Annotated in this window: 21 protein-coding genes; 6 read left to right on the top strand and 15 right to left on the bottom strand. The window is 70.1% G+C overall.

The features are described 5' to 3' along the window. The first annotated feature begins 67 nt into the window (after positions 1–67). Positions 68–955 carry a hypothetical protein gene (locus B9G49_RS06270; protein WP_233125171.1) on the top strand — a complete coding sequence of 296 codons (888 nt, stop codon included), beginning with the start codon at positions 68–70 and terminating at the stop codon, positions 953–955. A 92-nt stretch (positions 956–1,047) separates the two neighbouring features. Further along, positions 1,048–2,007 (top strand): oxidoreductase, encoded by a 960-nt coding sequence (locus B9G49_RS06265; protein WP_086215801.1) that lies wholly within the window; start codon positions 1,048–1,050, stop codon positions 2,005–2,007. Positions 2,008–2,056: 49 nt separating this feature from the next. Here B9G49_RS06265 and B9G49_RS06260 read toward each other — a convergent pair whose 3' ends face one another. Both B9G49_RS06260 and B9G49_RS06255 read right to left on the bottom strand, forming a co-directional pair. Then, complete coding sequence (locus B9G49_RS06260; RefSeq protein WP_086215800.1) at positions 2,057–2,617, bottom strand: hypothetical protein; 561 nt, start codon at positions 2,615–2,617, stop codon at positions 2,057–2,059. A gap of 174 nt (positions 2,618–2,791) precedes the next feature. After that, entirely contained in the window at positions 2,792–2,986 is a 195-nt protein-coding gene (locus tag B9G49_RS06255) for a cold-shock protein (RefSeq protein WP_004045866.1), read from the bottom strand. 180 nt (positions 2,987–3,166) lie between these two features. Between B9G49_RS06255 and B9G49_RS06250 the strand changes: the two genes are divergently transcribed. Both B9G49_RS06250 and B9G49_RS06245 read left to right on the top strand, forming a co-directional pair. After that, on the top strand, positions 3,167–5,806 hold the full coding sequence (locus B9G49_RS06250; protein ID WP_086215799.1) for a heavy metal translocating P-type ATPase: 2,640 nt from the start codon (positions 3,167–3,169) through the stop codon (positions 5,804–5,806). Positions 5,807–5,886: 80 nt separating this feature from the next. Next, on the top strand, positions 5,887–6,543 hold the full coding sequence (locus tag B9G49_RS06245) for an NAD(P)-dependent oxidoreductase (RefSeq protein WP_049929584.1): 657 nt from the start codon (positions 5,887–5,889) through the stop codon (positions 6,541–6,543). Positions 6,544–6,565: 22 nt separating this feature from the next. Here the strand turns inward: B9G49_RS06245 and B9G49_RS06240 are convergent, their stop codons facing one another. The 10 genes from B9G49_RS06240 to B9G49_RS06195 all read right to left on the bottom strand — a co-directional run bounded on the left by B9G49_RS06240 (position 6,566) and on the right by B9G49_RS06195 (position 18,902). Beyond that, on the bottom strand, positions 6,566–6,841 hold the full coding sequence (locus B9G49_RS06240) for a hypothetical protein (protein WP_086215798.1): 276 nt from the start codon (positions 6,839–6,841) through the stop codon (positions 6,566–6,568). A gap of 102 nt (positions 6,842–6,943) precedes the next feature. After that, complete coding sequence (locus B9G49_RS06235; protein ID WP_086215797.1) at positions 6,944–7,405, bottom strand: universal stress protein; 462 nt, start codon at positions 7,403–7,405, stop codon at positions 6,944–6,946. Further along, a complete protein-coding gene (locus B9G49_RS06230) occupies positions 7,405–9,126 on the bottom strand; it encodes a cation acetate symporter (RefSeq protein WP_086215796.1) in 1,722 nt (573 codons plus the stop codon). The genes B9G49_RS06235 and B9G49_RS06230 overlap by 1 nt, the downstream gene beginning before the upstream one ends. After that, the gene (locus B9G49_RS06225) at positions 9,123–9,590 is read right to left on the bottom strand and encodes a DUF4212 domain-containing protein (RefSeq protein WP_086215795.1); all 468 of its coding nucleotides are present in this window, start codon (positions 9,588–9,590) and stop codon (positions 9,123–9,125) included. Before B9G49_RS06225 ends, B9G49_RS06230 begins: the two co-directional genes overlap by 4 nt. 108 nt (positions 9,591–9,698) lie before the next feature. After that, positions 9,699–11,693: an acetate--CoA ligase gene (gene acs / locus B9G49_RS06220; protein WP_086215794.1), complete on the bottom strand. Its 1,995-nt coding sequence runs from the start codon at positions 11,691–11,693 to the stop codon at positions 9,699–9,701. A gap of 92 nt (positions 11,694–11,785) precedes the next feature. Then, positions 11,786–13,579, bottom strand: a complete 1,794-nt coding sequence (locus B9G49_RS06215; protein WP_086215793.1) for a bacterio-opsin activator domain-containing protein — start codon at positions 13,577–13,579, stop codon at positions 11,786–11,788. 297 nt (positions 13,580–13,876) lie between these two features. Beyond that, positions 13,877–15,838, bottom strand: a complete 1,962-nt coding sequence (gene acs / locus B9G49_RS06210) for an acetate--CoA ligase (protein ID WP_086215792.1) — start codon at positions 15,836–15,838, stop codon at positions 13,877–13,879. Between the two features lie 146 nt (positions 15,839–15,984). Continuing rightward, a complete protein-coding gene (gene hflX, locus B9G49_RS06205; protein WP_086215791.1) occupies positions 15,985–17,343 on the bottom strand; it encodes a GTPase HflX in 1,359 nt (452 codons plus the stop codon). After that, positions 17,340–17,696 carry a DUF2209 family protein gene (locus tag B9G49_RS06200; RefSeq protein WP_086215790.1) on the bottom strand — a complete coding sequence of 119 codons (357 nt, stop codon included), beginning with the start codon at positions 17,694–17,696 and terminating at the stop codon, positions 17,340–17,342. The genes hflX and B9G49_RS06200 overlap by 4 nt, the downstream gene beginning before the upstream one ends. Before the next feature lie 159 nt (positions 17,697–17,855). Next, complete coding sequence (locus B9G49_RS06195; RefSeq protein WP_086215789.1) at positions 17,856–18,902, bottom strand: low specificity L-threonine aldolase; 1,047 nt, start codon at positions 18,900–18,902, stop codon at positions 17,856–17,858. Between the two features lie 146 nt (positions 18,903–19,048). On the opposite strand from B9G49_RS06195, the gene B9G49_RS06190 reads away from it, so the two are divergent. Beyond that, positions 19,049–20,575: a carboxypeptidase M32 gene (locus B9G49_RS06190; protein WP_086215788.1), complete on the top strand. Its 1,527-nt coding sequence runs from the start codon at positions 19,049–19,051 to the stop codon at positions 20,573–20,575. Between the two features lie 69 nt (positions 20,576–20,644). Here B9G49_RS06190 and B9G49_RS06185 read toward each other — a convergent pair whose 3' ends face one another. Continuing rightward, a complete protein-coding gene (locus B9G49_RS06185) occupies positions 20,645–21,583 on the bottom strand; it encodes a carbohydrate kinase family protein (protein WP_086215787.1) in 939 nt (312 codons plus the stop codon). Between the two features lie 154 nt (positions 21,584–21,737). On the opposite strand from B9G49_RS06185, the gene B9G49_RS06180 reads away from it, so the two are divergent. After that, complete coding sequence (locus B9G49_RS06180) at positions 21,738–22,454, top strand: SDR family NAD(P)-dependent oxidoreductase (RefSeq protein WP_086215786.1); 717 nt, start codon at positions 21,738–21,740, stop codon at positions 22,452–22,454. A gap of 47 nt (positions 22,455–22,501) precedes the next feature. On the opposite strand, the gene B9G49_RS06175 is transcribed toward B9G49_RS06180, so the two are convergent. Together B9G49_RS06175 and B9G49_RS06170 are read right to left on the bottom strand one after the other, a co-directional pair. Continuing rightward, positions 22,502–23,116: a hypothetical protein gene (locus B9G49_RS06175; protein WP_086215785.1), complete on the bottom strand. Its 615-nt coding sequence runs from the start codon at positions 23,114–23,116 to the stop codon at positions 22,502–22,504. Positions 23,117–23,199: 83 nt separating this feature from the next. After that, positions 23,200–23,979, bottom strand: a 780-nt coding sequence (locus B9G49_RS06170) for a 3-dehydroquinate synthase II (protein ID WP_086215784.1), incomplete at its 5' end; no start/stop codon positions are given.

The following is a 23,979-nucleotide window of genomic DNA, read 5'->3' as shown; positions in this document are numbered from 1 at the left end:
GAGCAGAGGCCCGCGCAGGAGCTATGGCAGCGGTGCGGTCGGGGCGGGTTGCGCATAGGGTGGCGGGATGCTGCCGAAGGTGTTGAGGGACTACGGCTGGGTGGGCGGCCTCGGAAGCGGCTCGGTCAGTACGGTCACCACCGAGACCCCGTCGGGCGAGCCGAAGTACCACGGCGTGGAGTTCGACCGGACGGCGCTGGAGGGCCTCCCGAACGCCGGCGAGCTCGAAGCGGCCAACCACCGGGCCGAGACCGACAAGTACCGCGCGGGCGGGCAGGCGACGCAGGTCCACTTCAAGCAGTCGCTCCAGTTCTTCGTCCCGTTCCTAGCCGCGGAGGGGACGCCGTTCACGTTCCTCGGGCTCAACTGGAATCCGGGCGGCCACTTCGGCGGGGCGGGCGCGTGGCTCAAGCCGCACTTCGATATTCACTTCCACATGCTCGATCCGGCGACCGTCGACGCCGTCGACGGACCTCGACTCCCGCCGTACGACACCGGGAACGGGGAGTACGCGCCCGGCAGTCCGCAGCCGGATCCCGACGGCGAGGTGACGGAGACGCGGTTCGATTACGACCAGCTCCCCGAGGGGTACGCGCGGTCGCCCGAGCCGGTCGCCGACCAGCGGTACATCACCGACATGGGCGAACACACGGCTCCCGCGGACGCGCCGGAACTCCCGGACGGCCCGGGCGAGCCGGGGGACCCGGACGCGTTCGCGAATACGCTCATCCAGGGGTTCATCGCACCCGACGAGAGCGAGCCGCCGCGGTTAGCGTTCGTCGAACCGATGATCACGCGGGACTTCCTCAGGGGCTTCGAGGGGCGGGAGACGTACGCGGTCCCGCAGCCGGACACGTACCCGCACGCCCGACGGCACCCGACCGAGTACGCCGTCCGCGACGTTCCGTCCGCGGACGCGGTGGCCGTCGTGTTGCGCGGGTTCGAGGAGACCTGATTTCGGAGCGTCGCCGCCCCGTCCCGGGGACGCTCTCGGGCGACGGTTCGGCCGCCGACAGGTTTCTCCCCGTGACGCCCCTTCCTCCGTCCATGTCAGGATGGACGGCCGACGAGATGCCGCGGTTGGACGGGAAGACGGTGGTCGTCACCGGGGCGAACAGCGGACTCGGGTTCGAGGGGACCCGGGAGTTCGCCGCGAGGGGCGCGACCGTCGTGATGGCGTGTCGGAGCGTCGAGCGCGCCGAGGCGGCGGCCGACGAGGTCCGGGCGGACGCCAGGGGCGGCCTCGACGGCGACCTCGACGTCCGCGAGTGCGACCTCGCGTCGCTCGACTCGGTGGGGGCGTTCGTCGATGGCCTGCGAGACGACTACGACGGCGTCGACGTACTCTGTAACAACGCCGGCGTGATGGCGATCCCGCGTAGCGAGACCGAGGACGGTTTCGAGACGCAGTTCGGCGTCAACCACCTCGGCCACTTCGCGCTCACCGGACGGCTGTTCGACCTCCTCGACGCCGCCGAGGGGATCGGCGGTGACGCCCGCGTCGTCACGCAGTCCTCGGGGGCCCACGAGCAGGGCGAGATGGACTTCTCGGATCTCAACTGGGAGCGGTCGTACGGGAAGTGGCAGGCGTACGGACGCAGCAAGCTCTCGAACCTGCTGTTCGCCTACGAGCTCCAGCGCCGGCTCGACGCCGCGAGCGACGAGGACGGCGACCCGGGGATCCGCAGCGTCGCCTGCCACCCCGGCTACACCGACACGAACCTCCAGATGCGGACCGCCGAGGAGAGCGGGAACCCGCTGATGAAGGTCGGCATGAAGGCCGCGAACGCGGTCCTCGGGCAGGATGCCGATATCGGCGTCGAGCCGATGCTGTACGCGGCCACCGCCGACGTCGACGGCGGGGCGTACGTCGAGCCGGGCGGCCTGATGAACATGCGCGGGCACCCGACCGTCGGGCGGTCGAACGACGCCTCCTACGACCGGGACGACGCCCGGAAGCTCTGGGAGTACTCGACCGAGGCGACCGGCGTCGAGTACCCGGTGTAGGCGGTTTTCGCGCGCCGCTCGCGCGGCCGCGGTTCGCTCGGTCCGTCCCTCAGTGAAGCGTCCCGTCCCGGACGTGGGCGTCGTGCGCGAACAGCGCGTAGCACACGTCGACCGGCCGGTAGCCCGTCTCGTCGGCGATCGCGCGGATCGGCTCGATCATCGTCACGTAGTCGGCGGCGTCGAACGACTCCTTGCGCCCGTCGAGGTAACCCAGCCGCTCCAGAGACGCCCAGACCCGCGTGTCGACGACGGCGTGCCGATCGCCGTCGAGCGCGGCCACCACGCACGACGCGGTCGCCGCTTTGAACCCGGCGAGGCCGGTGATGAGGTGGATCGACGAGAAGTCGCCATCGACGGCGCGCGCGTTGCGCGTCACCTCGCGGCAGCGCGCCTCGGGGTTCTTCTCGACGTGGTACGCGCTCCGCGTGGACGACTCGTAGGCGATCTCGTACAGCTGATCCCGCGTCAGGTGCCCCTGCGAGCGGTACCGCTCGCCGAACTCGTCGAGCCGCTCCGGGAGGACGCCCTGCGTCTCGGCGTAGCGGTCGAGGTTCTCGGCGACGAACGCGTCGAGGTCGTCGAGGTGGCTGTTAGGGTCGTCGGCCTCCATGTAGCAATCTCGTCGCTCGGCGAGTAAAACGGCGCCGCCGTCGGCGGGAGGGAGAGACGGCGAGGGCGTCGGCCGACGGACGAACGACGGCGCCGTCGCTCGCGGTGCGTAATATACACGGAACGCGTTTCGAGAGCTGTCCGAGTTCGCCGGTAGCGGATGCCGCCGGACGAGTTACAGCCGAGTGAGGTTCGTCGCGCGCGGACCCTTGTCCGCCTCCTCGATCTCGAACTCTACCTCCTGTCCCTCCTCGAGGTCCGGGCCGCCGACGTCTTCCATGTGGAAGAACACGTCCTCGTCAGCGTCGTCAGTCTCGATGAATCCGTAGCCGCCGGTGTCGTTGAAGAAGTCGACCTTGCCTGTCGCCATCGCGGATCAACTGTCGCCCCACGAGGTGATAAGTGTTGTGTGCCGCGTTCGTGGGGATGAAATAGGGTCGAGTTCGGGCGAAGCCCTCCGGTAGCTTCGGATTCTAAATTTCCTCCCTTCTCAGGCTTTGGTTTCGAATGGGAAAACGCACTAAGGGAGTATCCCGTAGTAGTACCCAAGATGAGTGCCAGAACGACCCACCTCGACATCACGGGGATGAGCTGCGCCAACTGCTCGGCGGCGGTCGGCGACGCCGTCGAGTCGCTGGACGGCGTCTCGCGGGCGGACGCGAACTACGCGACCGACGAGGCGAGCGTCGAGTACGACCCGGAGGCGACGTCGCTCGCGGCGATCTACGACGCGATCGAGGACGCGGGCTACGGGGCGGTCTCGGAGACGGCGACCGTCGCCATCACCGACATGTCGTGCGCGAACTGCGCGGACGCCAACCGCGACGCCCTCGAGTCCGTACCCGGCGTCGTCGACGCCGACGTGAACTACGCGACGGACGAGGCGCAGGTCCGATACAACCCCGCCGAGACCTCGCGGGCGGCGCTGTACGACGCCGTCGAGGACGCGGGCTACTCGCCGGTCCGCGAGGACGAGGACTCGAACGGCGAGGGGGAGGACGGCGACTCCGGCGAGAGCGCGCGCGACGCGGCTCGGAACGCGGAGATCAGAAAGCAGCTTCGGCTGACGCTGTTCGGCGCCGCTCTGGCCGCGCCGCTGCTGTTCTTCATGGCCGACAAGCTCCTCCTCGGGGGCGCCGTCGTCCCGGAGCGGGTCCTCGGCGTCGAGATCGGCTGGGTCCAGTTCGCGCTCGCGACGCCGGTCCAGCTGGTGCTCGGGCGGCCGTTCTACAAGAACTCGTACAAGGCGCTCGTCACGAACGGCCGCGCCAACATGGACGTGCTGATCGCGCTGGGGTCGTCGACGGCGTACGTTTACTCCGTCGCCGTCCTCCTCGATCTGGTCGCCGGGAGCGTCTACTTCGACACGGCGGCGCTGATCCTCGTCTTCATCACGCTCGGCAACTACCTCGAAGCCCGCTCGAAGGGACAGGCCGGCGACGCGCTGCGGAAGCTCCTGGAGATGGAGGCCGACACCGCGACCCTCGTCGACGAGGACGGGACCGAGCGCGAGGTCCCGATCGACGAGGTCGCGGTCGGCGACCGGATGAAGGTCCGCCCCGGCGAGCAGATCCCGACCGACGGCGTCGTCGTCGAGGGACAGTCCGCGGTCGACGAGTCGATGGTGACCGGGGAGTCCGTCCCGGTCGAGAAGGGCGAGGGCGACGAGGTCGTCGGCTCGACGATAAACGAGAACGGCCTCCTCGTCGTCGAGGCGACGAAGGTCGGCGCGGACACCGCGCTCCAGCAGATCGTTCAGACGGTGAAGGAGGCGCAGTCCCGCCAGCCCGACATCCAGAACCTCGCGGACCGGATCTCCGCGTACTTCGTGCCCGCGGTCATCGCGAACGCGCTGTTCTGGGGCGTCGTCTGGTTCCTCTTCCCCGAGGCGCTCGCGGGCTTCGTCGACTCGCTCCCGCTGTGGGGGCAGGTCGCGGGCGGACCCGGTTCGACCGGCGGGACCATCTCGGTGTTCGAGTTCGCCGTCGTCGTGTTCGCCTCGTCGGTGCTCATCGCGTGTCCCTGCGCGCTCGGGCTCGCGACCCCGGCCGCGACGATGGTCGGGACCACCATCGGGGCGCGGAACGGCGTCCTGTTCAAGGGCGGCGACGTCCTCGAACGCGCGAAAGACGTCGACACGGTCGTGTTCGACAAGACGGGAACGCTCACGGCGGGCGAGATGGAGCTCACCAACGTGGTCGCGACCGGTGAGGTCCCCGACGGCGGCGCGGTCGCCGAGCGCGGCGACGCGGCGGCGACGGACGACGCGACGGCGACGGCCGAAGACGAGATCCTCCGGCTCGCCGCTAGCGCCGAACGCGGCAGCGAACACCCCCTCGCCCGGGCGATCGTCGACGGTGCCGAGGCGCGCGGCCTCGACCTCGGCGAGCCCGAGTCGTTCGAGAACGTCCCGGGGCACGGAGTCAGAGCCACCGTCGACGGCGACGAGGTACTCGTCGGCAACCGGAAGCTGCTGCGCGACGCCGGGATCGACCCCTCGCCCGCGGCGGACGCGATGGAGCGGCTCGAACGTGAGGGGAAGACAGCGATGCTCGTCGCGCGGGTCCCCGCCGGCGCGGACGACGGGGAGCTCCTCGGCGTCGTCGCCGACGCGGACACGGTGAAACCGAGCGCAAAGGACGCGGTGAGCCAGCTCCGCGAGCGCGGGGTCGACGTGATGATGATCACGGGCGACAACGAGCGCACGGCCCGCGCGGTCGCAGAGCAGGTCGGCATCGACCCCGAGAACGTCCGCGCCGGCGTCCTCCCCGAGGACAAGTCCGACGCGGTCGAGGCGATCCAGAGCGACGGCCGTCGGGCGATGATGGTCGGCGACGGCGTCAACGACGCCCCCGCGCTGGCGGTCGCGTACGTCGGCACCGCGATCGGCTCCGGGACCGACGTGGCGATCGAGGCCGCCGACGTGACGCTGATGCGCGACGACCCGCTCGACGTGGTGAAGACGATCCGCGTCTCCGACGCGACGCTCCGGAAGATCAAACAGAACCTCGTGTGGGCGCTCGGCTACAACACCGCGATGATCCCGCTCGCGTCGCTCGGGCTGCTCCAGCCCGCCCTCGCGGCCGGGGCGATGGCGTTCTCGTCGGTGTCGGTGCTGACGAACAGCCTCGCCTTCCGCCGGTACGATCCCGACAGAGACTACGCGCTCCTCGGGTTCCTGCGGCGCTGAACGCCACCGACGGTCCCTCGTCGGTCTCTCTCGGCTCGCCGTCCCGAAGTCCCAAGACGGCGCGGAGCGTACGACGGCGCATGTCCACCCTCCTCGTCGTCGGCGGCAGCGGGTTCATCGGACGCGGCGTCTGTCGGTTCGCGGTCCGCGACGGCCACGAGGTCCGCAGCGTCTCGCGGGGCGGCCGCCCGGACCTCGCCGCCGACTGGGTCGACGGCGTCTCGTGGACGAGCGCCGACCTCTTCCGGCCGAACGCGTGGCGCGATCGCCTCGACGGCGTCGACGCCGTGGTTCACGCCGTCGGGACCCTCACCGAGGCGCCGACCGACGGCGTGACCTTCGAGCGCGTCAACGGCGACGCGGCCCTCCTCGCGGCGCTGGAGGCGGAGCGGGCCGGCGTCGACGCGTTCGTCTTCCTCTCCGCGGCCGGGAAGCCGCCCGGCGTCCGGAACGCCTTCCTGACGGCCAAGCGACGCGCCGAGACCGGGATCGCCGACCTCGACCTCGACGCCGTCACCCTCCGACCGGGACCGGTGTACGGGGAGGGACAGCCGCACGTTCCCGGCGTGGTCGACCGCCTCCTCCGGTTCGTCGCGAGCGCGCGGCCGATCGCGTCCCGGCTCGGCGAGTCGCGGCCGCTCTCCGTGGACACGGTCGCGCGGGCGACGTACCGCGCCGCGCTGGATCCGGACGAGCGGTTACTCGATGTCGGTGATATTCGCGAACTCGCCGGGTGAACGGCGAGAGTAATCGGGCGCGTTAGCGCGCGCTCTGCTCTTTGGCGATCTCCAGCGAGATGAAGAAGCCGAAGTAGGCGGGGATCCCCGCGAGCATGAACATGTACAGCACCCACTGCGGGGCCGTCGAGAAGGCGACGTTGTACAGCGACGACGCGAGCCCGACCCACACGAGCGCGAACAGCAGGTCCTGTAACATTCCGGTGCCGTTCTCGCTGAGTACGTGCCGGGCGCGGTCGGCGACGCTCGGGTCGGTCGGCTCGTCGTCCGGCGTCTCCGCGGCGTCCGAGTCGGGCATATGGTGAGTGGCTGAGTGGGATACGTCGGTGTTGCGGAATCGCGCGGCGTCGACCGCGCGGCGAGTCGATCCGTCCGTCGGCGAGGAACCGAACCTCGGGGTTCAGTCCTCGTCGAGGTAGTCGACGACGAGGACGGGGACGTGCGTCGAGCGCAGGGTACGCTCCGTGACGCTGCCGAGCAGGGCGCGGCGGACACCCGCGCGGCCGTGGCTCCCCATCACGATGATGTCGATATCGTGATTCTCGGCGTAGTCGGCGATCACCTTGTGGGGTCGCCCGCCCGCGACGTGTTCGACGACGTCGACGTCGCGCTCGGCGCCACGGTCGGCGACGACGCCGGTCGCCGCTTCGGCCTGTTCTTTCAGCTCGTCCATCTCGTCGAACCGACCCTGCTTGATTCGGTCCACCTGTTCGGTCCCGAGGCTGATGTTCACGGAGTCGATGTCGACGACGTACAGCGCGTGGACCTCGGCGTCGTACTTCTCCGCGAGGTCGAGGGCGTGGTCGACCGCTGCCTCCGCGACGTCGCTGCCGTCGGTGGGAACGAGGATGCGGTCGTACATTATCGCTCCTCCTCCGTCGTCTCGTCGTCAACTGCGCGACCACCGTCCGTCGCGACGTCTTCACCGCCGTCGGCGACCACGTCCTCGGCGGTCTGCTGTTGCCCCATCGGTTCGGGGCTGTGACACTGGCGCACCATCCGCTTGGTCTCCAGTGGCGGTTCTGGCGTCGCCATCGAGACGAAAATCGTGACGAGGAACACGAGCGGCGTTCCGATTAAAGCAGCGCCGATCGGCGGGACGTACTGGGCGTAGATCGGGACGATCGCCTGTCCGGAGCCACCGGCGATGTCGGCGAGGAAGCCCAGGTAGGCGGGCAGGACGCTGTTGATGATCGAAGTGATCCACAGCAGGAGACCGACGGACATCCCGGCCAAGGCCCCCTGGCGATTGGTGTTCTCCCACCAGAGCCCGAGGAAGAACATCGGGAACAGCACGGTGCCGGCGAGCGAGAACGCGTAGGCGACGAGTTCACCGATGAGCGCCGGCGGGTTGAACGCGGTGACAGTGACCAGGGCGCCGATGCCGATGATGGTCGCCCGCCCGATGAGCACCTGCTGGCGCTGGGTCGCGTCGGGGTTGATGAGCTCCGAGTAAATGTCGTGTGCGACGGCCGAAGAGGCCGTGATGAACAGTCCGGCGGTCGTCGCGATGGCCGCGGCCATCCCGCCGGCGGCGACGAGGCCGACGAACCAGCGCGGCAGGCTCGCGAACTGGGCGGCCAGCACGACGATAACGTCCCCTTCCGCGCCGGACATCGCCTGTTGACCGCTGTAGACGGCGTCCGGGGAGAGGTTGTTGACCGCGGCGAACAGGTCGACGCCGAAGGCGGCCATCGCCGGCGCGGCCCAGTACAGGAGCATGATGAAGAACAGCCCCGAGACCGTCGACCACCGGGCCGTGCGCTCGTTTTTGACCGTGTAGAACCGGACCAAGACGTGCGGGAGTCCGCAGGTCCCGACGATGAGCGAGAACGCCGTCGCGACCCAGAGGTAGTAGCTGTTCCCGCCGATGAACGGTTCGGAGAACTGCCGGCTGAGTTCGCTGAACAGGGTGCCGTATTCGATCTGCGGGAGTATGGTGGAGTAGCCCTGTGAGAAGCCGACGACGTAGACGCCCGCGAGGAACGCGATGATGAGGATAACGTACTGGACGGCCATGTTCTTCGTCGCGCCCAGCATTCCGGAGAGCGCGAGGTACCCGACCGTTATGGTCATCATCACGACGATCATCGGGACGATGTCGAGCCCGAAGACGTACTGGCCGACGAGCCCCATCCCGCGGGCCTGGCCCACGGAGTAGACGTACGCGATGAGCAGCGTGGTGAACGCGGCCAGCGCGCGTGCCATCGGGGAGTTGAACCGGTCCGCGACGAAGTCCGGCGCAGTGTACTTCCCGAACCGGCGCATTTGCGCCGCGAGGAAGATGAGCAGGACGAAGTACCCGGTGGTCCAGCCGACGATGAACGCCAGCCCGTAGAATCCGGACAGCGCGACTAGCCCCGCGAGGCCGAGATACGAGGCGGCCGACATCCAGTTGGCGCCGATCGCCATCCCGTTCTCGATGTTGCCGATACCCCGGCCGGCGACCCACATGCCCTCGGCGTCCGCCACCTTGAACACGAACCCGATGACGAGGAACGAGGCCATCATCAGGAAGACGATGATCGCCGGGAGGAGCTTGAACGAGATGTCGAGCGCCTCGGCTTGAAGCGGGGCCATCATCCCTGCTGCCCCCCGTCGTCGACGCTCCCGGAGTCCGCGGGCTCCGCGGCGGTGTGTTCGATGCCGTACTTATCGTCCAACTTGTCGCGCTGACGGGCGTAGACGGCCGCCAAGACGAGGGCGCTCGTCGGCGCTCCGAAGGCGACGAGGAAGTAGTGGAGGGGGAACCCGAGCACCGGTACCGTCGTCGTCGTCATCGGCCCCGGAGCGAGCATCGTCAGTGTTACCGGGCCGAAGACGGCAAGCGCCCAGACGATGAACCCGGCCCAGACGATCCTGAGATGGTCCCGCATGTACGCGGTGCTCGGTTTCAGCAGGTTCACCTCTTCGCTGAGGTAGTCGGTGTCCCTGTGCGTCTGTGCGGCTCCGGCGGAGGCGACGCCCCCATCGGTGGCCGCGTCGTCGGATGCGCGGCCCCCGTCGGTGACCGCGTCGTCCCGTTCGAGTGAGGTATTATCTGTCATGTTTTGGCGTGAGTCGCGAGTTTGTTTATCTGAGTTTTTCGTGATAGTTGCCGTCGCGTCGTCCGTCGTGGTCGTGGCTGAGACGGATCGAAAACGGTGCGCCGAGCGCTACTCGGCGTCGGCCTTCTGTTGGATCTCCTCGACGATCTCGGGGTTCCGAAGCGTGCTCGTGTTCCCGAGCTCCTTGCCGTCGGCGATGTTCTCCAGCAGGCGGCGCATGATCTTCCCGGACCGGGTCTTCGGCAGGTCGGGCGTGAACACGACCTGCTCGGGTCGGGCGATCGGGCCGATAGCGTCTTCGACGCCCGCGACGATCGCGTCGCGGAGCTCGTCGTCGCCCTCGTAGCCGTCCTCGGTCGTCACGTAGGCGTACACCGCCTCGCCCTTGATATCGTGATTGCCGCCGACGACGGCCGCCTCCGCCACCCCTTCGACCCCGACGATGGCGGACTCGATCTCCATCGTTCCCAGCCGGTGGCCGGAGACGTTGAGCACGTCGTCCACGCGGCCGAGGACGGTAATGTAGCCGTCCTCGTCGATCTTCGCCCCGTCCTCCGGGAAGTACACCCAGTCGTCGGGGTCGTCGCTGTCGGTGTCGGAGTACTCCGCCCAGTACTCCTCGATGTAGCGCTTGTCGTTGTTGTACAGCGTCCGGAGCATGCCGGGCCACGGCTTCTGTACCGTGAGGTACCCCGCCTTCCCGGGCTCGACCTCCTCGCCGAGCGTGTCGAGTATCTGAACGTCGAGCCCCGGCAGCGGCGGTCCCGCGGCGCCGGGCTTCATGTCCTTGACGCCGGGCAGCGTGGTCACCATCATCCCGCCGGTCTCGGTCTGCCACCACGTGTCCACGATCGGGCACTCCTCGTCCCCGATGTGCTGGTAGTACCACTTCCACGCGCGCGGGTTGATCGGCTCGCCGACCGTGCCGAGCAGGCGCAGCGAGGAGAGGTCGTGACGGTCGGGGTACTCGGCGCCCCACTTCATGAACGCGCGGATCGCCGTGGGCGCCGTGTACAGCTGGGTCGCCTCGTACTCCTCGACGATCTCCCAGAGCCGGTCCTGCTCGGGGTGATCGGGCGTCCCCTCGTACATCATCGTCGTCGTGCCGAGCGAGAGCGGCCCGTAGACGATGTAGGAGTGACCGGTGATCCACCCGATGTCGGCCGAGCAGAAGTACGTGTCATCCGGCTTGATGTCGAGGACGGACTGCGAGGTCCACGACACCCACGAGAGGTACCCGCCGGTCGTGTGTTTCACGCCCTTCGGCTTCCCGGTGGTTCCCGAGGTGTACATCAGGAACAGCATGTCCTCGGCGTCCCGGGTGACGGGCTCGACCTCGGCGCCCTCGTGGGCCGCGACGAGGTCGCCGTAGTCGAGCTGGTCGCCGCCGAGGTCGTGACCGAAGTCGTCGCCGTTCGGCCCGAGCCGGTCGACGACGACGGTCGTGGTGTCGTGGTCGACGCCCGCGAGCCCCTCGTTCGCCTTGTCGAGGTGGTCGAGCGGGTCGCCGCGGCGGTAGTAGCCGTCGCAGGTGACGAGGTACTCGGACTCCGCGGCATTCATCCGCGTCGCGAGCGCGTCGGCCGAGAACCCGGCGAACACGACGCTGTGGGGCGCGCCGATGCGAGCGCACGCCAGCATCGCGATCGGCAGCTCCGGGATCATCGGCATGTACATCGTGACCACGTCGTCCTCCTCGACGCCCTGCTCCCGAAGGGCGGCGGCGAACTCGTTCACCTCGCGGTGGAGCTCCTCGTAGGTGTACGAGCGGTCGTCCTCGTCGACGGGCTCGCCGACCCACTCGATGGCGACCTCGTCGCCGCGGTCCTCGAGGTGTCGGTCGAGGCAGTTCGCCGACGCGTTCAGCTCGCCGCCGGTGAACCACTCGTAGAACGGCGGGTCGTCGTCGTCGAGCACCCGGTCGTAGTCGGTTTCCCACTCCAGCAGGTCGGCGGCCGTCTCCCAACACTCCGGCCAGTTCTCCTCGAACTCCTCGTATATCTCCGGGTCGGAGACGTTCGCCTGCTCGACGAACGACTCCGACGGCTCGAACACCTCTTGTTCCGCTAATCTCGCTTCCAGTTGGCCGTCTCCCTCTGTCATGGTACGGTCGTATCCAACCAATATCACCATATAAACGCTGACGCTAAATACGAAAAATCGTGATGGATACCCCGGCGAGGCGCCCTCGACCCCTACTCGTCGGCGCCGACGATCCTCCCGTCCTCGCGGGAGGCCCGATCTCCGTCCTCCTCGAAGACGCCGTCGAGCAGGGCGCGCTGGGCCTTTCGGAGGTGGTTGTGGAACGTCGGGGAGGAGACGTCCATCGCGTCGGCGACCTCCTCGGCCGTGCTGCCGCGCGGCCAGTCGAAGTACCCGCCGTGGTACGCCGCCGACAGCGCGGCCCACTGGCGGTCGGTGAAGCGGTCGGCGATCCCGTCCCGCAGCGCCGACTCCGTGCGCGGCGAGCGCGCGACCGACTCCTTGCTCGCCAGCCTGACGCCCGCGAACCGGTCGCGGAGCCCGTCGGCGACGGGCCTGACGTTCGTTCCCTCCGGGAAGTCGGCGACGACGCGGACCCGCCCGTCTGCGGTCGACGCGTCGCGCACCGTCGCCCCGTGGTCGATGAGCGCCCTGACGAGCGACCCGCCCGCGAGGCGCACCGACGCCGAACACCCGTCCTCCCGGGTCTCGATCACGCGGAAGTCGGAGACGCCCCTGACTTCCTCGACGACGGTCGCGAACTCCTGCGGACCGGCCCCGTCGACGGAGAGGTACGCCCGGGAGACCTCGTCGTCGACGTCGACGGTCGAGGCCAGTTCGATCCGGCAGTCCAGCCGCTCGCTCGCCCGGGCGAGGAACGCGCCGTCGTCGGTCGCGCGGAACTCGACCTCGGTGACCGCGTCGGAGTGGAGCAGCTCCCGCCACCGGTCCGCGGTGATCAGCCGACCGAGGCAGCGTCCGAGGACCGCGAGCGAACGCGTCTCCGCGTCGTCGACCGGGTCTGCGGCGGCGGCGACGACGCAGAGCGCGCCGTGGACCGCGCCCTCGTAGGCCGCCGGCACCGCGACCGCGGGCCGGCCGCCGGTCTCCTGTCGGCCGTCGGTCGAGACCGGCGCCTCGTCGGCTATCGCGTCCTGCCACGGGCCCCGCGCGGACACGTCGCGCTCCGCGAGCGTCGCCCGGTCGACGCCCGCGGTCGCGGCGATCTCGACCCGCTCGCCCCCGACCGCCCGACGGGCGAACCACGCCTCTGTCCAGCGGTCCGCCTCGGTCAGCCCGGCGGCGACGGCGGCGACGGGGTCTGACGGCCCGGACTCGGTGAGCGCCTCGAACCCCGGGAGGACGGTCGTCCCGGTCCGCCCGACGGTGGCGTCGGCGTCGGCGCCGGCGTCGACGGCGAGGGCGGCCGCCAGCGCCTCCCCGTCGAGCGGGTCGAGGTACGGGTCGAGCGTGCCGAGCGACTCCCAGCCGCCGGCGTCGCGGACGGCGCGCGGGTCGACATCTCGGTCGACGAGGTGCCGTCTGGCGAACGTCTTCCGGAGGGCGCTCGGCGTGACCCGCTCCTCGGGGGCGGCGTCGGTGCGATTCGCCGCTCGCGCCGCCGTCTCGCGCACGATCATCTGGACCCGGCGGGGCGAGACGTCGACGTACGGGTCGTCCGCGCCGAGCCCCTCGCTCGTCGCGTACCGGTCGAGGTCGGCGGCCAACGAGGCCGGAACGACGGTCTCGCGGTCGATCCGCTCGTCGATGTCGGCCGGCGGCGCCCCGTCTCCGTCCTCACGCTCGCCGTCCTCGGCCGCCGGTACCGCGAGGAGCCGCGCGCCGGCGCCCGACTCCGCCTCGTGGAGGTGTCGCGGGGCGACGCGGGTTATCTCCTCCGTCCGGAGGCCGGCCTCGCCCGCCAGCCTGACGACGAGCGCCGCTCGATACGTCTCCGCGGCGGTGACGAGCGCGTCGTAGGCGTCCGCGTCGAGTCCGTCGACCATTCGTTTCGGGAACCAATAAGAAGCCGAAACAAAACTGTTCCGGAAACGCGGATCTCGGTCCCCTGAGCTACCGCGTCGTCGCGAGATTCCTCCGTTCGGAAACGATGTTCCGGAGAAGTACTTCGCATCTGCTCGCATTCCCGAAATACTTCCGCCCGCACCCTCGCCAACGCGATCCCACCCCGACATCCCGACACGCCGACGCGGCAAAAGGGGCTGTACGGTCGGTGGCAGCAGACGGAAGCCGACCGGTGCGGAACGTTCGCCGGCGTCGCGGGCGGGTGGCGGCGACCGAAGCTACGGCCGGCTGTTCTCGTCTCTGACGGTCGACTCGATCTCGCCCACGACTTCCGGGTTCCGGAGCGCGCTCACGTCGCCGAACTCCTCGCCGCGGGCGATGTCCTCCAGCAACCGTCGCATGATCTTCCCGGAGCGCGTCTTCGGGAGTTCCGGGGTGAACACGATCCGGTCCGGGCGGGCCACGTCGCCGACCGCCCCCGCCAGCCGGTCGGCGACGGCGTCGCGGAGCCCCTCGTCGGGCTCGACGCCGCTCTTCGTCGTCACGTACGCCACGATGCGGCCGTCGCCGTCGCCGACGACGGCGGCCTCGGTCACGCCGTCGGCGTCGACGATGGCCGCCTCCAGCTCCCCGGTGTTGAACCGCTGGGCGCGGACGTTGATCACGTCGTCGACGCGACCGAGGATCGTGACGTAGCCGTCCTCGTCGACGGTCGCGCCGTCGCCGGTCCGGTAGCGCCAGCCGTCCTCGCCCCTGAGCCAGTACTCCCGGAGGTAGCGCTCGTCGCCCTCCCGGAGCCCGCGCAACATTCCGGGCCACGGCGACGCGAGCGTGAGGTACCCGGACTCGCCGGGATCGACCGGCTCGCCGTCCTCGTCGACGACGCGGGCGTCGATTCCGGGCAGCGGCGGGCCGACCTTCCCCGGTTTCATGGGGGTTATCCCGGGGAGGGTGGCAAGCGCGATGGCCCCGGTCTCAGTCTGCCACCACGTGTCGACGACCGGCGCGTCGCCGCCGCCGACGTGCTCGCGGTACCAGCGCCACGCCTTGGGCGTGATCGACTCGCCGACCGTCCCGAGCAGGCGGATCGACGAGAGGTCGTGCGACTCGGGGTACTCCGCGCCCCACTTCATGAACGACCGGATCGCGGTCGGTGAGGTGTAGAAGACGCTCACCGCGTTGCGCTCGATCAGGTCCCAGACGCGGTCGCGGTCGGGGTAGTCGGGCGATCCCTCGTACAGCACCGTGGTCGTCCCGGTCGCGAGGGGGCCGTACACCCCGTAGGAGTGCCCGGTGATCCAGCCGATGTCGGCGGCGCACCAGTAGGTGTCGTCCGGGCGCACGTCCAAGACCTTCCGCGTCGTCCACGCGACGTGCGCGAGGTAGCCGCCCGTCGCGTGCTCGACCCCCTTCGGCCGGCCGGTCGTGCCCGAGGTGTACATCACGAACAGCAGATCCGTCGCGTCCCGGGCGACCGGCTCGACGGTCTCGCCGTCGTACGCGTCGACGAGCGCGCCGTATTCGTGTTCGTCGTCGCCGAGCGAGACGGCCAGCTCGTCGCCGAGGCGATCGACGACGACGGCGGCCGACAGCTCGCTCTCGGCGCGGATCCGGGCGTTGTCCGCCTTCGATTTCTGGTTGAACGCGTCCTCGCGGCGGTAGTAGCCGTCGCAGGTGATCAGGTACTTGGAGTCGGCCGCGTCGATCCGGGTCGCGAGCGCCTCCGCGGACAGCCCCGCGAAGACGACGTTGTGCGGCGCGCCGATGCGAGCGCACGCCAGCATCGCGATCGGTAGCTCCGGGACCATCGGCAGGTACAGCGTGACCACGTCGTCTTCCTCGACGCCGAGGTCGCGGAGCCCGGCCGCGACCGCGTTCACCTCGCGGTGGAGGTCGAGGTAGGTGTACGACCGGCGCTCGCCGCGCTTGCCGAACCACCGGATCGCGAGCTGGTTCCGGCGGTCGTCGAGGTGGCGGTCGACGCAGTTCGCCGCGGCGTTGAGCCGTCCGTCCGGGAACCACTCGTAGAACGGCGGCTCGGAGTCGTCGAGGACCGTCTCGTACTCGCGGTCCCACGTCAGGAGGTCGGCCGCCGCGCGCCACGCGTCAGGCCCCTCCCGCTCGAACCGCTCGTACACACCCGGGTCATCGGCGGCGGCTCGCTCCAGGAAGTCGGCCGGCGGCGAGACGACGTCCTCGTCGCCGTCTGTCAGCCGCCCCCCGCCACCGGAGTCGTCCATACCACGTGATGGCCCGCGGAGGAACGTATACTTTGTCCGACCGCTCGCCGGGCGAAACGGTCCGGGCAGGACGGTCCGGCCGGAACGGTCTGCGCGGGGCCGGGCGGCGGTCGGACGGTCTTCGGCGAGCGCCCGACCCGCGGCGGTCAGGCCGACTCTTCGGCGGGCGCCGCCGCCATCTCGGCAGCCTTCGCCCGGGCGCGGGCGACGATCGAGGGCTTCGCCTCGAAGTCGACGGTCACCTGGTCGCCCGCGTACGTCTCCTCGGCGACGTACCCGTGGTCGTGGACCCACGAGACGAGGCTCATCGCCTCGTCGGAGACCGGGAGGACGAGCCGCTCGCGCTCCCAGTCGGGAAGTTCGTCCTCGACCCGGTCGCGGAGTTCGGCGACCCCGGCGCCCGTCTTCGCCGAGACGGCGATCGGGTCGGGCGCGACGCCGGAGAGCGCGGCGCGCTTGTCGGCGAGCGCTCCCGGCTCCAGCCGGTCGATCTTGTTGAACACGGTGACGACCGGGGCCTCGTTGCGCTCGTAGAGGGTGTCGTGGCTCGTGACGAGCTTCTCGCGCATGGCCTCGACCGGCTCGCTCGCGTCGACGACGAGGAGGACGAGGTCGGCGCGGTACACCGAGTCGAGCGTCGACTCGAACGACTCCACGAGCCAGTGGGGGAGGTCCGCGATGAACCCCACCGTGTCCGTCAGCAGCACGTCGCGCTTCTCCATCTCGGCCCGGCGCGTCGTGGTCCCGAGCGTCGTGAACAGCATGTCCTGCGACTCCGCGGTGGTGTCGAGGTCGCGGTGACGCTCGGCGTTCTCGTCGACCGCCAGCTCGTCCGCGAGCCGGCGCATCAGCGTCGACTTCCCGGCGTTGGTGTACCCCGCGAGCGCGACGAGGTCGAAGCCGGAGTCGCGGCGCTGCTCGCGGCGCGCCTCCTCCTTCTCCGCGATCGACGCCAGCTCGTCGCGGATCTCGGATATCTGTCGTTTGATGTCGCGCTCGACGCTCTCGTCGTACTCGCCGAGCCCCATGAACCCGGGGCGCTCGTCGCGCTTCGCGAGGCTCGCCTTCGCCTCCGCCCGGGGGAGCTCGTAGCGAAGCTCCGCGAGCTCGACCTGGAGCTGCGCCTTCCGCGTGTTCGCGCGCTGGCCGAATATCTCGAGGATGAGCGTGAATCGGTCGACCACCTCGACGCCTTCGGGGAGCTTCCCGCCGACGTTGAACGTCTGGTACGGCCCCACGTCGTTGTCGATGATCACCGCGTCAGCGTCGGCGCGCCGGACGAGGTCTCGCAGCTCCGCAACCTTCCCCTCGCCGAACATGAACGCGGCATCCTCGGTCCGGGTCTGGGTGAGTTCGCCGACCACGTCGTAGCCCGCCGCCGCCGCTAACTGACGGATCTCGGAGAGGTCGGCCGCACCGGAGTCGACGCGTTTGGCGACGACCGCTCGGCGTCCGTCGGTTCCTGAGTCGGCGTCGGCCGCCCCCACTCCGGCGCCGTCGCTCATCGGAGGAGGTCCCGGACCGCGTACGCGGCGTGGTGTGCTGCCTGCACTGTCTCGCGCTCGCCTATGCTCTCGACGTATTTAAACTCGGGCTGGAAGCTGAGTCCGACGCGGTCGGCCGGCTCCTCGTAGAACTCGCCGCCCTCGGCGACGATCGGACCGTCGGGCGGCGCGGGGAGGTCGCCCACCGCGTCGGCGGCGAGCGCGACGGTCGCCTCCAGCGTCGGCCCCTCGCGCGCGGCGGCGAACCCCATCCCTTCCACGGAGCGGATCCGGGAGGAGTCGATCCGCGCGTGGACCGCGGCCGCGACCATCAGGTACTCGCCGTCCTCCTCGTGACGGCCGCTGATGTCCACGCCGACGACCTCAGGGGCGGGAACCGTCCACCACCGTTCGACCGGCGCGCGCGTTCGCGTCGACTGCTCGTGCGTCCATGCGAGGCCGTACGTGGGCCGTCGAATTGAACGTTTTCGTGGGTCGCCGCGCAGAGCGGCCCGGCGGCCCGAACGGCACGGTCAGTTCCGGAGGCTGTCGACGACGTCCGCGACGCGGTCGACCGCCTCGTCGACGTCGCCCTCGTCGACGTCGAGGTGAGTCGTGAACCGCGTCGTGTAGTCGTCGAACTCGACGCAGCCGACGCCGGCGTCCTTACAGGCCGCGTAGAGCGACTCGGCCGGGATGCCGGCCGCTTCGGTGTCCGCAACGACGATATTCGTGTCCGGCGCGGGCGCGTCGACGCCGTCGAGCGCGTCGAGGCCGGCCGCGAGCCGCTCCGCGTTTGCGTGGTCCTCCGCGAGGCGGTCGACGTTCTCCAGCGCGCGGAGCGCCGGCGCGGCGATCATCCCGGCCTGGCGCATCCCGCCGCCGAACAGCTTGCGGACCCGGCGGGCGTCCTCGATAAACGCCTCGTCGCCGGCGAGGATCGAGCCGACTGGGGCGCCGAGCCCCTTCGAGAGACAGAACGTGACGCTGTCGGCGTGGGCGACGATCTCGCTCGCGTCGACGCCGAGCGCGACCGCGGCGTTGAAGACACGCGCGCCGTCGAGGTGGACCGGCACGTCGGCCTCGCGGGCGGCCTCGGCCGCAGCCGCGATCTGGTCGACCGGGACCGCGATCCCGCCGCGGTAGTTATGGGTGTTCTCCACGGTGAGGAGACCGGTCCCGGGGCGGTGGAGGTCCTCGTCGACGAGCCCCTCGCGGACCGCCTCGGGGGTCGGGACGCACCGCTCGCCGGCGTCTATCGTCCGCGTCTGGACGCCGGAGAGCTTCGCCGCCCCCGCCAGCTCCCAGCGGTAGATATGCGACTCGCGCTCCAAGAGGAGCTCTTGGCCCGGCTCCGTGTGCGCGTGGACCGCGATCTGGTTGGCCATCGTCCCAGAGGGGACGTACAGCGCGGCCTCGGTGCCGACCGCGTCGGCGGCCTGGCGCTCTAACTCGTTGACCGTCGGGTCGTCGCGGTACACGTCGTCGCCGACCTCGGCGGTCGCGGCCGCGTCGCGCATCTCCTCGGAGGGCGTCGTGACGGTGTCGGACCGCAGGTCGATGAACTCGTCGTCGGACATCTGTTGTAGGCCCTACCGCGGCGCCGGGCATATATCCCGCGCTCGGCGAGCGAGCGGCGCAGCGAACGCGGGGAGGGAGATCCGCGCTCGGCGCGGTCGGTTCCGCGTTCGGTCCCTTCTTATTGACCGGGATCGATCCGTGACGTATGGCAACGGAAGCCGCGACAGACGACGCAGCCGACGCACCGGACGCCTACGGCGCGCTCCTCGACCGCGTCCAGCGGTGGAACGCGGTCGGGAGCGCCTCCGGCGTCCTCGGCTGGGACCAGCAGGTGATGATGCCCGAGGGCGGCACGCCCGCGCGGTCGAAGCAGCTCTCGGCGCTCTCCTCGGTCCACCACGACATGGTCACCGCCGACGAGACGGGCGAACTGCTCGACGAACTCGACGACGCCGACCTCACGGACGAGCAGGCCGCGGTCGTCCGGGAGGTCCGCCGCGAGTACGAGCGCGCCGACGCCGTCCCGGTCGAACTCGTCGAGGAGATCTCCGAGACGGGCTCCGAGGCGCTTCAGGCGTGGGAGGAGGCGAAGGCCGAGAACGACTTCGAGACCTTCGCGCCGTACCTGGAGAAACACGTCGAGCTGAAGCGGGAGTACGCGGAGCACATCGACCCCGACCGGGACCCCTACGAGGTCCTCTTCGAGGAGTTCGAGCCGTGCCTCTCGATGGAGCGCGCGGAGTCGATCCTCACCGAGCTCCGCGAGGCGCTCGTCCCGATGATCGAGGAGATCCGCGCGTCCGATGTCGACCTCGCCGTCGACACCTTCGAGGGGACCTTCCCCGAGGACGAGCAGGAGTCGCTCTCGCGAGAGGCGCTCGAGCTCGTCGGCTACGACTTCGACCGCGGCCGTCTCGACGTCTCCTCACACCCGTTCACGTCCGGGAACCAGTTCGACTGCCGGGTGACGACCCGGTTCGACGAGACCGACCCGCTCGGCGCGGTCGGCTCGACGATCCACGAGTTCGGCCACGCGCAGTACAACCTCGGGCTCCCGCAGGAGCACTTCGGCACGCCGCTGGGCACGTCGCGCGACCTCTCGGTCCACGAGTCGCAGTCGCGACTCTGGGAGAACCACGTCGGCCGGAGCGAGGCGTTCTGGCAGGAGTTCCTTCCCGTCTTCCAGGAGCACTTCCCGCAGACCGAGGACGCGACGGTCCGCGACGCCTACGAGGCGTTCAACCAGGTGTACGAGGACAATCTCATCCGCGTCGAGGCCGACGAGCTCACCTACCACCTCCACATCGTCGTCCGGTTCGAGATCGAGCGCGACCTGATCCGCGGCGACCTCGACGTCGAGGACGTGCCCGAGGTCTGGAACGACAAGTACGAGGAGTACCTCGGTATCCGTCCCGAGAACGACGCGGAGGGGTGTCTCCAGGACATCCACTGGAGCCACGGCAACTTCGGCTACTTCCCGACCTACTCGCTCGGTTCCGTGATGGCCGCGCAGCTGTTCGAGGCCGCCGAGGCCGAGATCGACGACCTCGACGCGAAGATCGCCGAGGGCGAGTTCGGCGACCTCCGCGACTGGCTCGGCGAGAACGTCCACCGGCACGGCGCCCGCTACGAGACGAACGAACTGGTGGTGCGCGCGACCGGCGAGGACTTCTCCGCCGACGCCTTCCTCGACTACGTCGACGAGAAGTACGGCGAGCTGTACGGGATCTGAGGCGCCGTCGAGCGCTCCGAACCCGCTTTTTTCCACCGTCGACGGTCCTCGGCGGGACGCGCTCGTGCGTCAGAACGACCGGTCCGTCGCGGCGGCGTCCGCGTTGAACGCGCCGACGGTCTCCACTGCGGCCGCCCCCGCGGCGTTGCCGACCGTCGCCAGCCGGCGGAGGTCCGACGCGCCGCCGTGCCGCGCGGCGAGGACAGCGCCCGCGAACGCGTCGCCGGCGCCGGCCGGTGTGGCAACCGTCGCCGAGGGGGGAGCGACGGGCACGCGCTTCGTGACGGCCCCGTCGTCGATCCGTATCACCCGCGTCGCGTCGCCGCCGTCGGTGACGAACGCCGTCGCGGAGTGGTCCGCCGGGAGCAGTTCGAGCAGGCCCGCCGGCGTCGGCTCGACGCCGGCCACCCCGAGGTCGTCCGTCCCGGCGAACAGTAGGTCGCAGCGCGGGAGGACCTCTCGCAGCGCGTCTCGGTACTCTTCCGGGCCCGACCACTGGTTCGGACGCCCGTTGAGGTCGAACGCGACGCGGGTGCCGCGCTCCGCGGCCGCCGCGGCGAGGCGGCGGACCGTCGCCCCGTTCACCGCGGCCGGCAGCGTGACTCCCTCCAGCAGGATCCACTCGTACGAGGCCGCGAACGACGCTGGATCCTCCGGCGGTGTGAACCCGTAACAGCTTCCGGCCACCCACGCGTTCCATTCCTCGTCGCCCGCCGCCCCGGCGTACAGCGTCAGCGGTGACGGCGCGTCGACCCGCGCGAGGCGCTCCGTGCCGACCGGGCCGTTCGCGAGGTCCCCGGCGGCGGCCGCTCCGAGCACGTCGGTCCCGACGTTCGTGACGAGGTCGACCTCGCAGCCGGCCGCAGCGGCCCATCGGGCGGCGTTCGTCGCCGTGCCGCCGACGTGCCACTCGAAGCCGCTCCCGGGCGCGATCGGTCCGCCGTCCGTGGGGTAGAGGTCGACCGTCGTGTCGCCGACGACCGCCACTCCTCGGTCGCTGTCACTCACTGTCGCACCGTGTTCGCTACGCTGTAGCGGTACCCGCATGAATCTATCCACTCGATTCCCCCTCAGCCGCGCCCGCGATCCGGCCACCCATGGCCGAGACCGAGCGTGCGTCCGGCTGTGGGATATTTCCGGCCGGAGGGCGTCCCCGATCCATATGTCGCAGCCGCATTCCGAGGTCGACCTCAAGCCGGACCTGACCGACGACGTCGCCCTCATCACGGGCGCGAACCGCGGTATCGGAGCCGAGATCGCAGCGGGTCTCGCGGAACTGGGAGCGACCGTGTACGCCGGGGCCAGAGACCCGAACGACGTCACCGCGGCGGACCAGCGCGCCGTCGAACTGGACGTGACCGACGACGGGCAGATCCGGGCGGCGGTCGACCGGATCGAACGAGAGCGGGGGTCGTTGGACGTTCTGGTGAACAACGCCGGGATCTTTTCCCGGTCGGGACCGCTTCACGAGATGGACGAGGCCGACTTCGACCGGACGATGGCCGTGAACCTCCGCGGCCCGGTCCTGCTGACGAAGCGGGCGCTGCCGCTGCTTCTGGACGGCCCCGGCGGGCGCGTGGTCTCCATGTCGTCGGGCCTCGGACGCTTCACGGAGGGACGAATGGAGGGCGAGTATCCGCCGTACCGGCTGTCGAAGGTCGGTCTCGGAGGGTTGACGGCCTACCTCGACGGGGAGTACGGCGATCGGGGACTCATCGCCAACGCCGCCTCCCCCGGGTGGGTTCGGACTGACATGGGCGGGGACGGTGCGCCCCGCCAGCCGTCGAAAGGGGCCGAGACCCCGGTGTGGCTCGCCAGGTTCGCACCGGGGAGCCCGGGGGGACTACTCTGGAAGGACCGCGAGCGGGTCCCTTGGTGAGGGCGACGCGGACGCCCCGAGGGGCCGTCCCCGCACTCGCTCCGCGCTTATCCCAGCCGGAACCCGGTCATCAGGACGATGAGCACGAGCATCATCGCTCCCTCGAACAGTCCGACGACGAGGTTCTTCTTCTCGATCGATTCGAGCCGCGAGGCGTCCGGATCCGGCGACAGCGTCTCGTAGTAGGCGCTGAGCTGGAGCCGGTGCGGCACGGCGATCCCGAACGCGAACAGCCCCCAGCCGAGCGCGAGCGCGGCCCCCGACCACGCGCCGCCGAAGCCGTAGCCGAGGCCGAGGTCGGGCGTCAACAGCACCGTTCCGGACAGCACCGTCGTCAGCGAGAAGCCGACGAGGAAGAAGACCGCCTTCGGCACCAGCGTCGTCGTGACCGCGGCCGACGACTCCTCGCCGAGACCACCGAGCGTCGGACCGATGATCGCCGGGAAGATCAGCGCGAACCCGAACCAGACCGCCCCGGCCGCGACGTGCGTGTAAAAGAGCAGTTCGGTGCTCCCGAGCGCGAGGCTCGCCCCGAGGAACGCCAGCGGGACGAGGAGGCTCCCGGCCGCGAACGCCGGATTCGCGGCCCGGGCGAGGTGTTGGACTCGATCGACGAACCCCTGTTCGACGATGCGGCGATCGGTCTCGTTAGCGACTGCCATGCCGTCTGATAACAATCAACTCTAAAATGCGTTCTGGTCGACACGAACGCGGCCGGTTTCCGCCGCGACCGCCGCCGCGGCGGTCACTTCTCGATGATGCTCTCCTCGACGGCCTCGCCGAAGTGGCGCGCGACGTCCTCGTAGTAGACGAGCGCCTCGTCGCCCGGCTCGACCTCGGTGACGGCCTTGCGGCCCTCGCCCGTCGCGATCTTCACCGTCTCGGCGTTCTGGATGAGCGTCTCGATCCGGTCGGTCCCGTCCTCCGTCTCGATCTCCGCTTGGATCCGGAACATCGGGCGCTTCTCGATCTTTACCCGGCCCACGACCGCCTCGCGGGTGTGGCCGTCCGTGTCGACGACCTGGACCTCGTCGCCGCTCGACAGTTCGGCGAGGTAGTTGGTGCCGCCCTCCGAGTTGCGGACGTAGGCGTGGACCGCCCCCGCGTTCACGCGGAACGGCCGCGAGGCGACGTACGGCGACTCCGCCGTCTCGGCGTGGACGAAGAAGAGCCCGCGAGACATCGAGCCGACGAGCATCCCCTCGCTGTCGTCCATCAGCGACCCCGTATCGATACAGACCCGGTCGGCCCTCCCGGTCTGTTCGATCTCGGTCACCTCGGCGTAGCGGAGATCGAGCGTCTCGCGGTCCGCGGCGTCGCGGGCCTGGACCGCGCCGCGGATCTCGTCGGGTGAGTCGGCGTCGAGGAGGACGCCGTCGGCGCCGATTTCCAGCGTCTCGAAGGCGGTCCGGGCCTCCGCGGCCGTCGTCGCGCCGGCGACGAGGTGGGTCTCCTCGCCGACGCGGGCGATCAGGTTCTCCAGCGGGATGATCGACCAGTCCTCGCCCACGATCACGGTGAACTC

The sequence above is a fragment of the Halorubrum sp. SD683 genome, from assembly GCF_002135045.1.
Taxonomy (GTDB): Archaea; Halobacteriota; Halobacteria; order Halobacteriales; family Haloferacaceae; genus Halorubrum; species Halorubrum ezzemoulense.
The sequence above is the reverse complement of the archived record's forward strand: the minus strand, read 5'-3'. Positions and strand labels throughout refer to the sequence as shown.

Coding starts and splice junctions, on each gene's coding strand:
- B9G49_RS06270 (WP_233125171.1), top strand. CDS start 68: ATGCTGCCGAAGGTGTTGAGGGACTACGGCTGGGTGGGCGGCCTCGGA.
- B9G49_RS06265 (WP_086215801.1), top strand. CDS start 1,048: ATGTCAGGATGGACGGCCGACGAGATGCCGCGGTTGGACGGGAAGACG.
- B9G49_RS06260 (WP_086215800.1), bottom strand. CDS start 2,617: ATGGAGGCCGACGACCCTAACAGCCACCTCGACGACCTCGACGCGTTC.
- B9G49_RS06255 (WP_004045866.1), bottom strand. CDS start 2,986: ATGGCGACAGGCAAGGTCGACTTCTTCAACGACACCGGCGGCTACGGA.
- B9G49_RS06250 (WP_086215799.1), top strand. CDS start 3,167: ATGAGTGCCAGAACGACCCACCTCGACATCACGGGGATGAGCTGCGCC.
- B9G49_RS06245 (WP_049929584.1), top strand. CDS start 5,887: ATGTCCACCCTCCTCGTCGTCGGCGGCAGCGGGTTCATCGGACGCGGC.
- B9G49_RS06240 (WP_086215798.1), bottom strand. CDS start 6,841: ATGCCCGACTCGGACGCCGCGGAGACGCCGGACGACGAGCCGACCGAC.
- B9G49_RS06235 (WP_086215797.1), bottom strand. CDS start 7,405: ATGTACGACCGCATCCTCGTTCCCACCGACGGCAGCGACGTCGCGGAG.
- B9G49_RS06230 (WP_086215796.1), bottom strand. CDS start 9,126: ATGATGGCCCCGCTTCAAGCCGAGGCGCTCGACATCTCGTTCAAGCTC.
- B9G49_RS06225 (WP_086215795.1), bottom strand. CDS start 9,590: ATGACAGATAATACCTCACTCGAACGGGACGACGCGGTCACCGACGGG.
- acs (WP_086215794.1), bottom strand. CDS start 11,693: ATGACAGAGGGAGACGGCCAACTGGAAGCGAGATTAGCGGAACAAGAG.
- B9G49_RS06215 (WP_086215793.1), bottom strand. CDS start 13,579: ATGGTCGACGGACTCGACGCGGACGCCTACGACGCGCTCGTCACCGCC.
- acs (WP_086215792.1), bottom strand. CDS start 15,838: ATGGACGACTCCGGTGGCGGGGGGCGGCTGACAGACGGCGACGAGGAC.
- hflX (WP_086215791.1), bottom strand. CDS start 17,343: ATGAGCGACGGCGCCGGAGTGGGGGCGGCCGACGCCGACTCAGGAACC.
- B9G49_RS06195 (WP_086215789.1), bottom strand. CDS start 18,902: ATGTCCGACGACGAGTTCATCGACCTGCGGTCCGACACCGTCACGACG.
- B9G49_RS06190 (WP_086215788.1), top strand. CDS start 19,049: ATGGCAACGGAAGCCGCGACAGACGACGCAGCCGACGCACCGGACGCC.
- B9G49_RS06180 (WP_086215786.1), top strand. CDS start 21,738: ATGTCGCAGCCGCATTCCGAGGTCGACCTCAAGCCGGACCTGACCGAC.
- B9G49_RS06175 (WP_086215785.1), bottom strand. CDS start 23,116: ATGGCAGTCGCTAACGAGACCGATCGCCGCATCGTCGAACAGGGGTTC.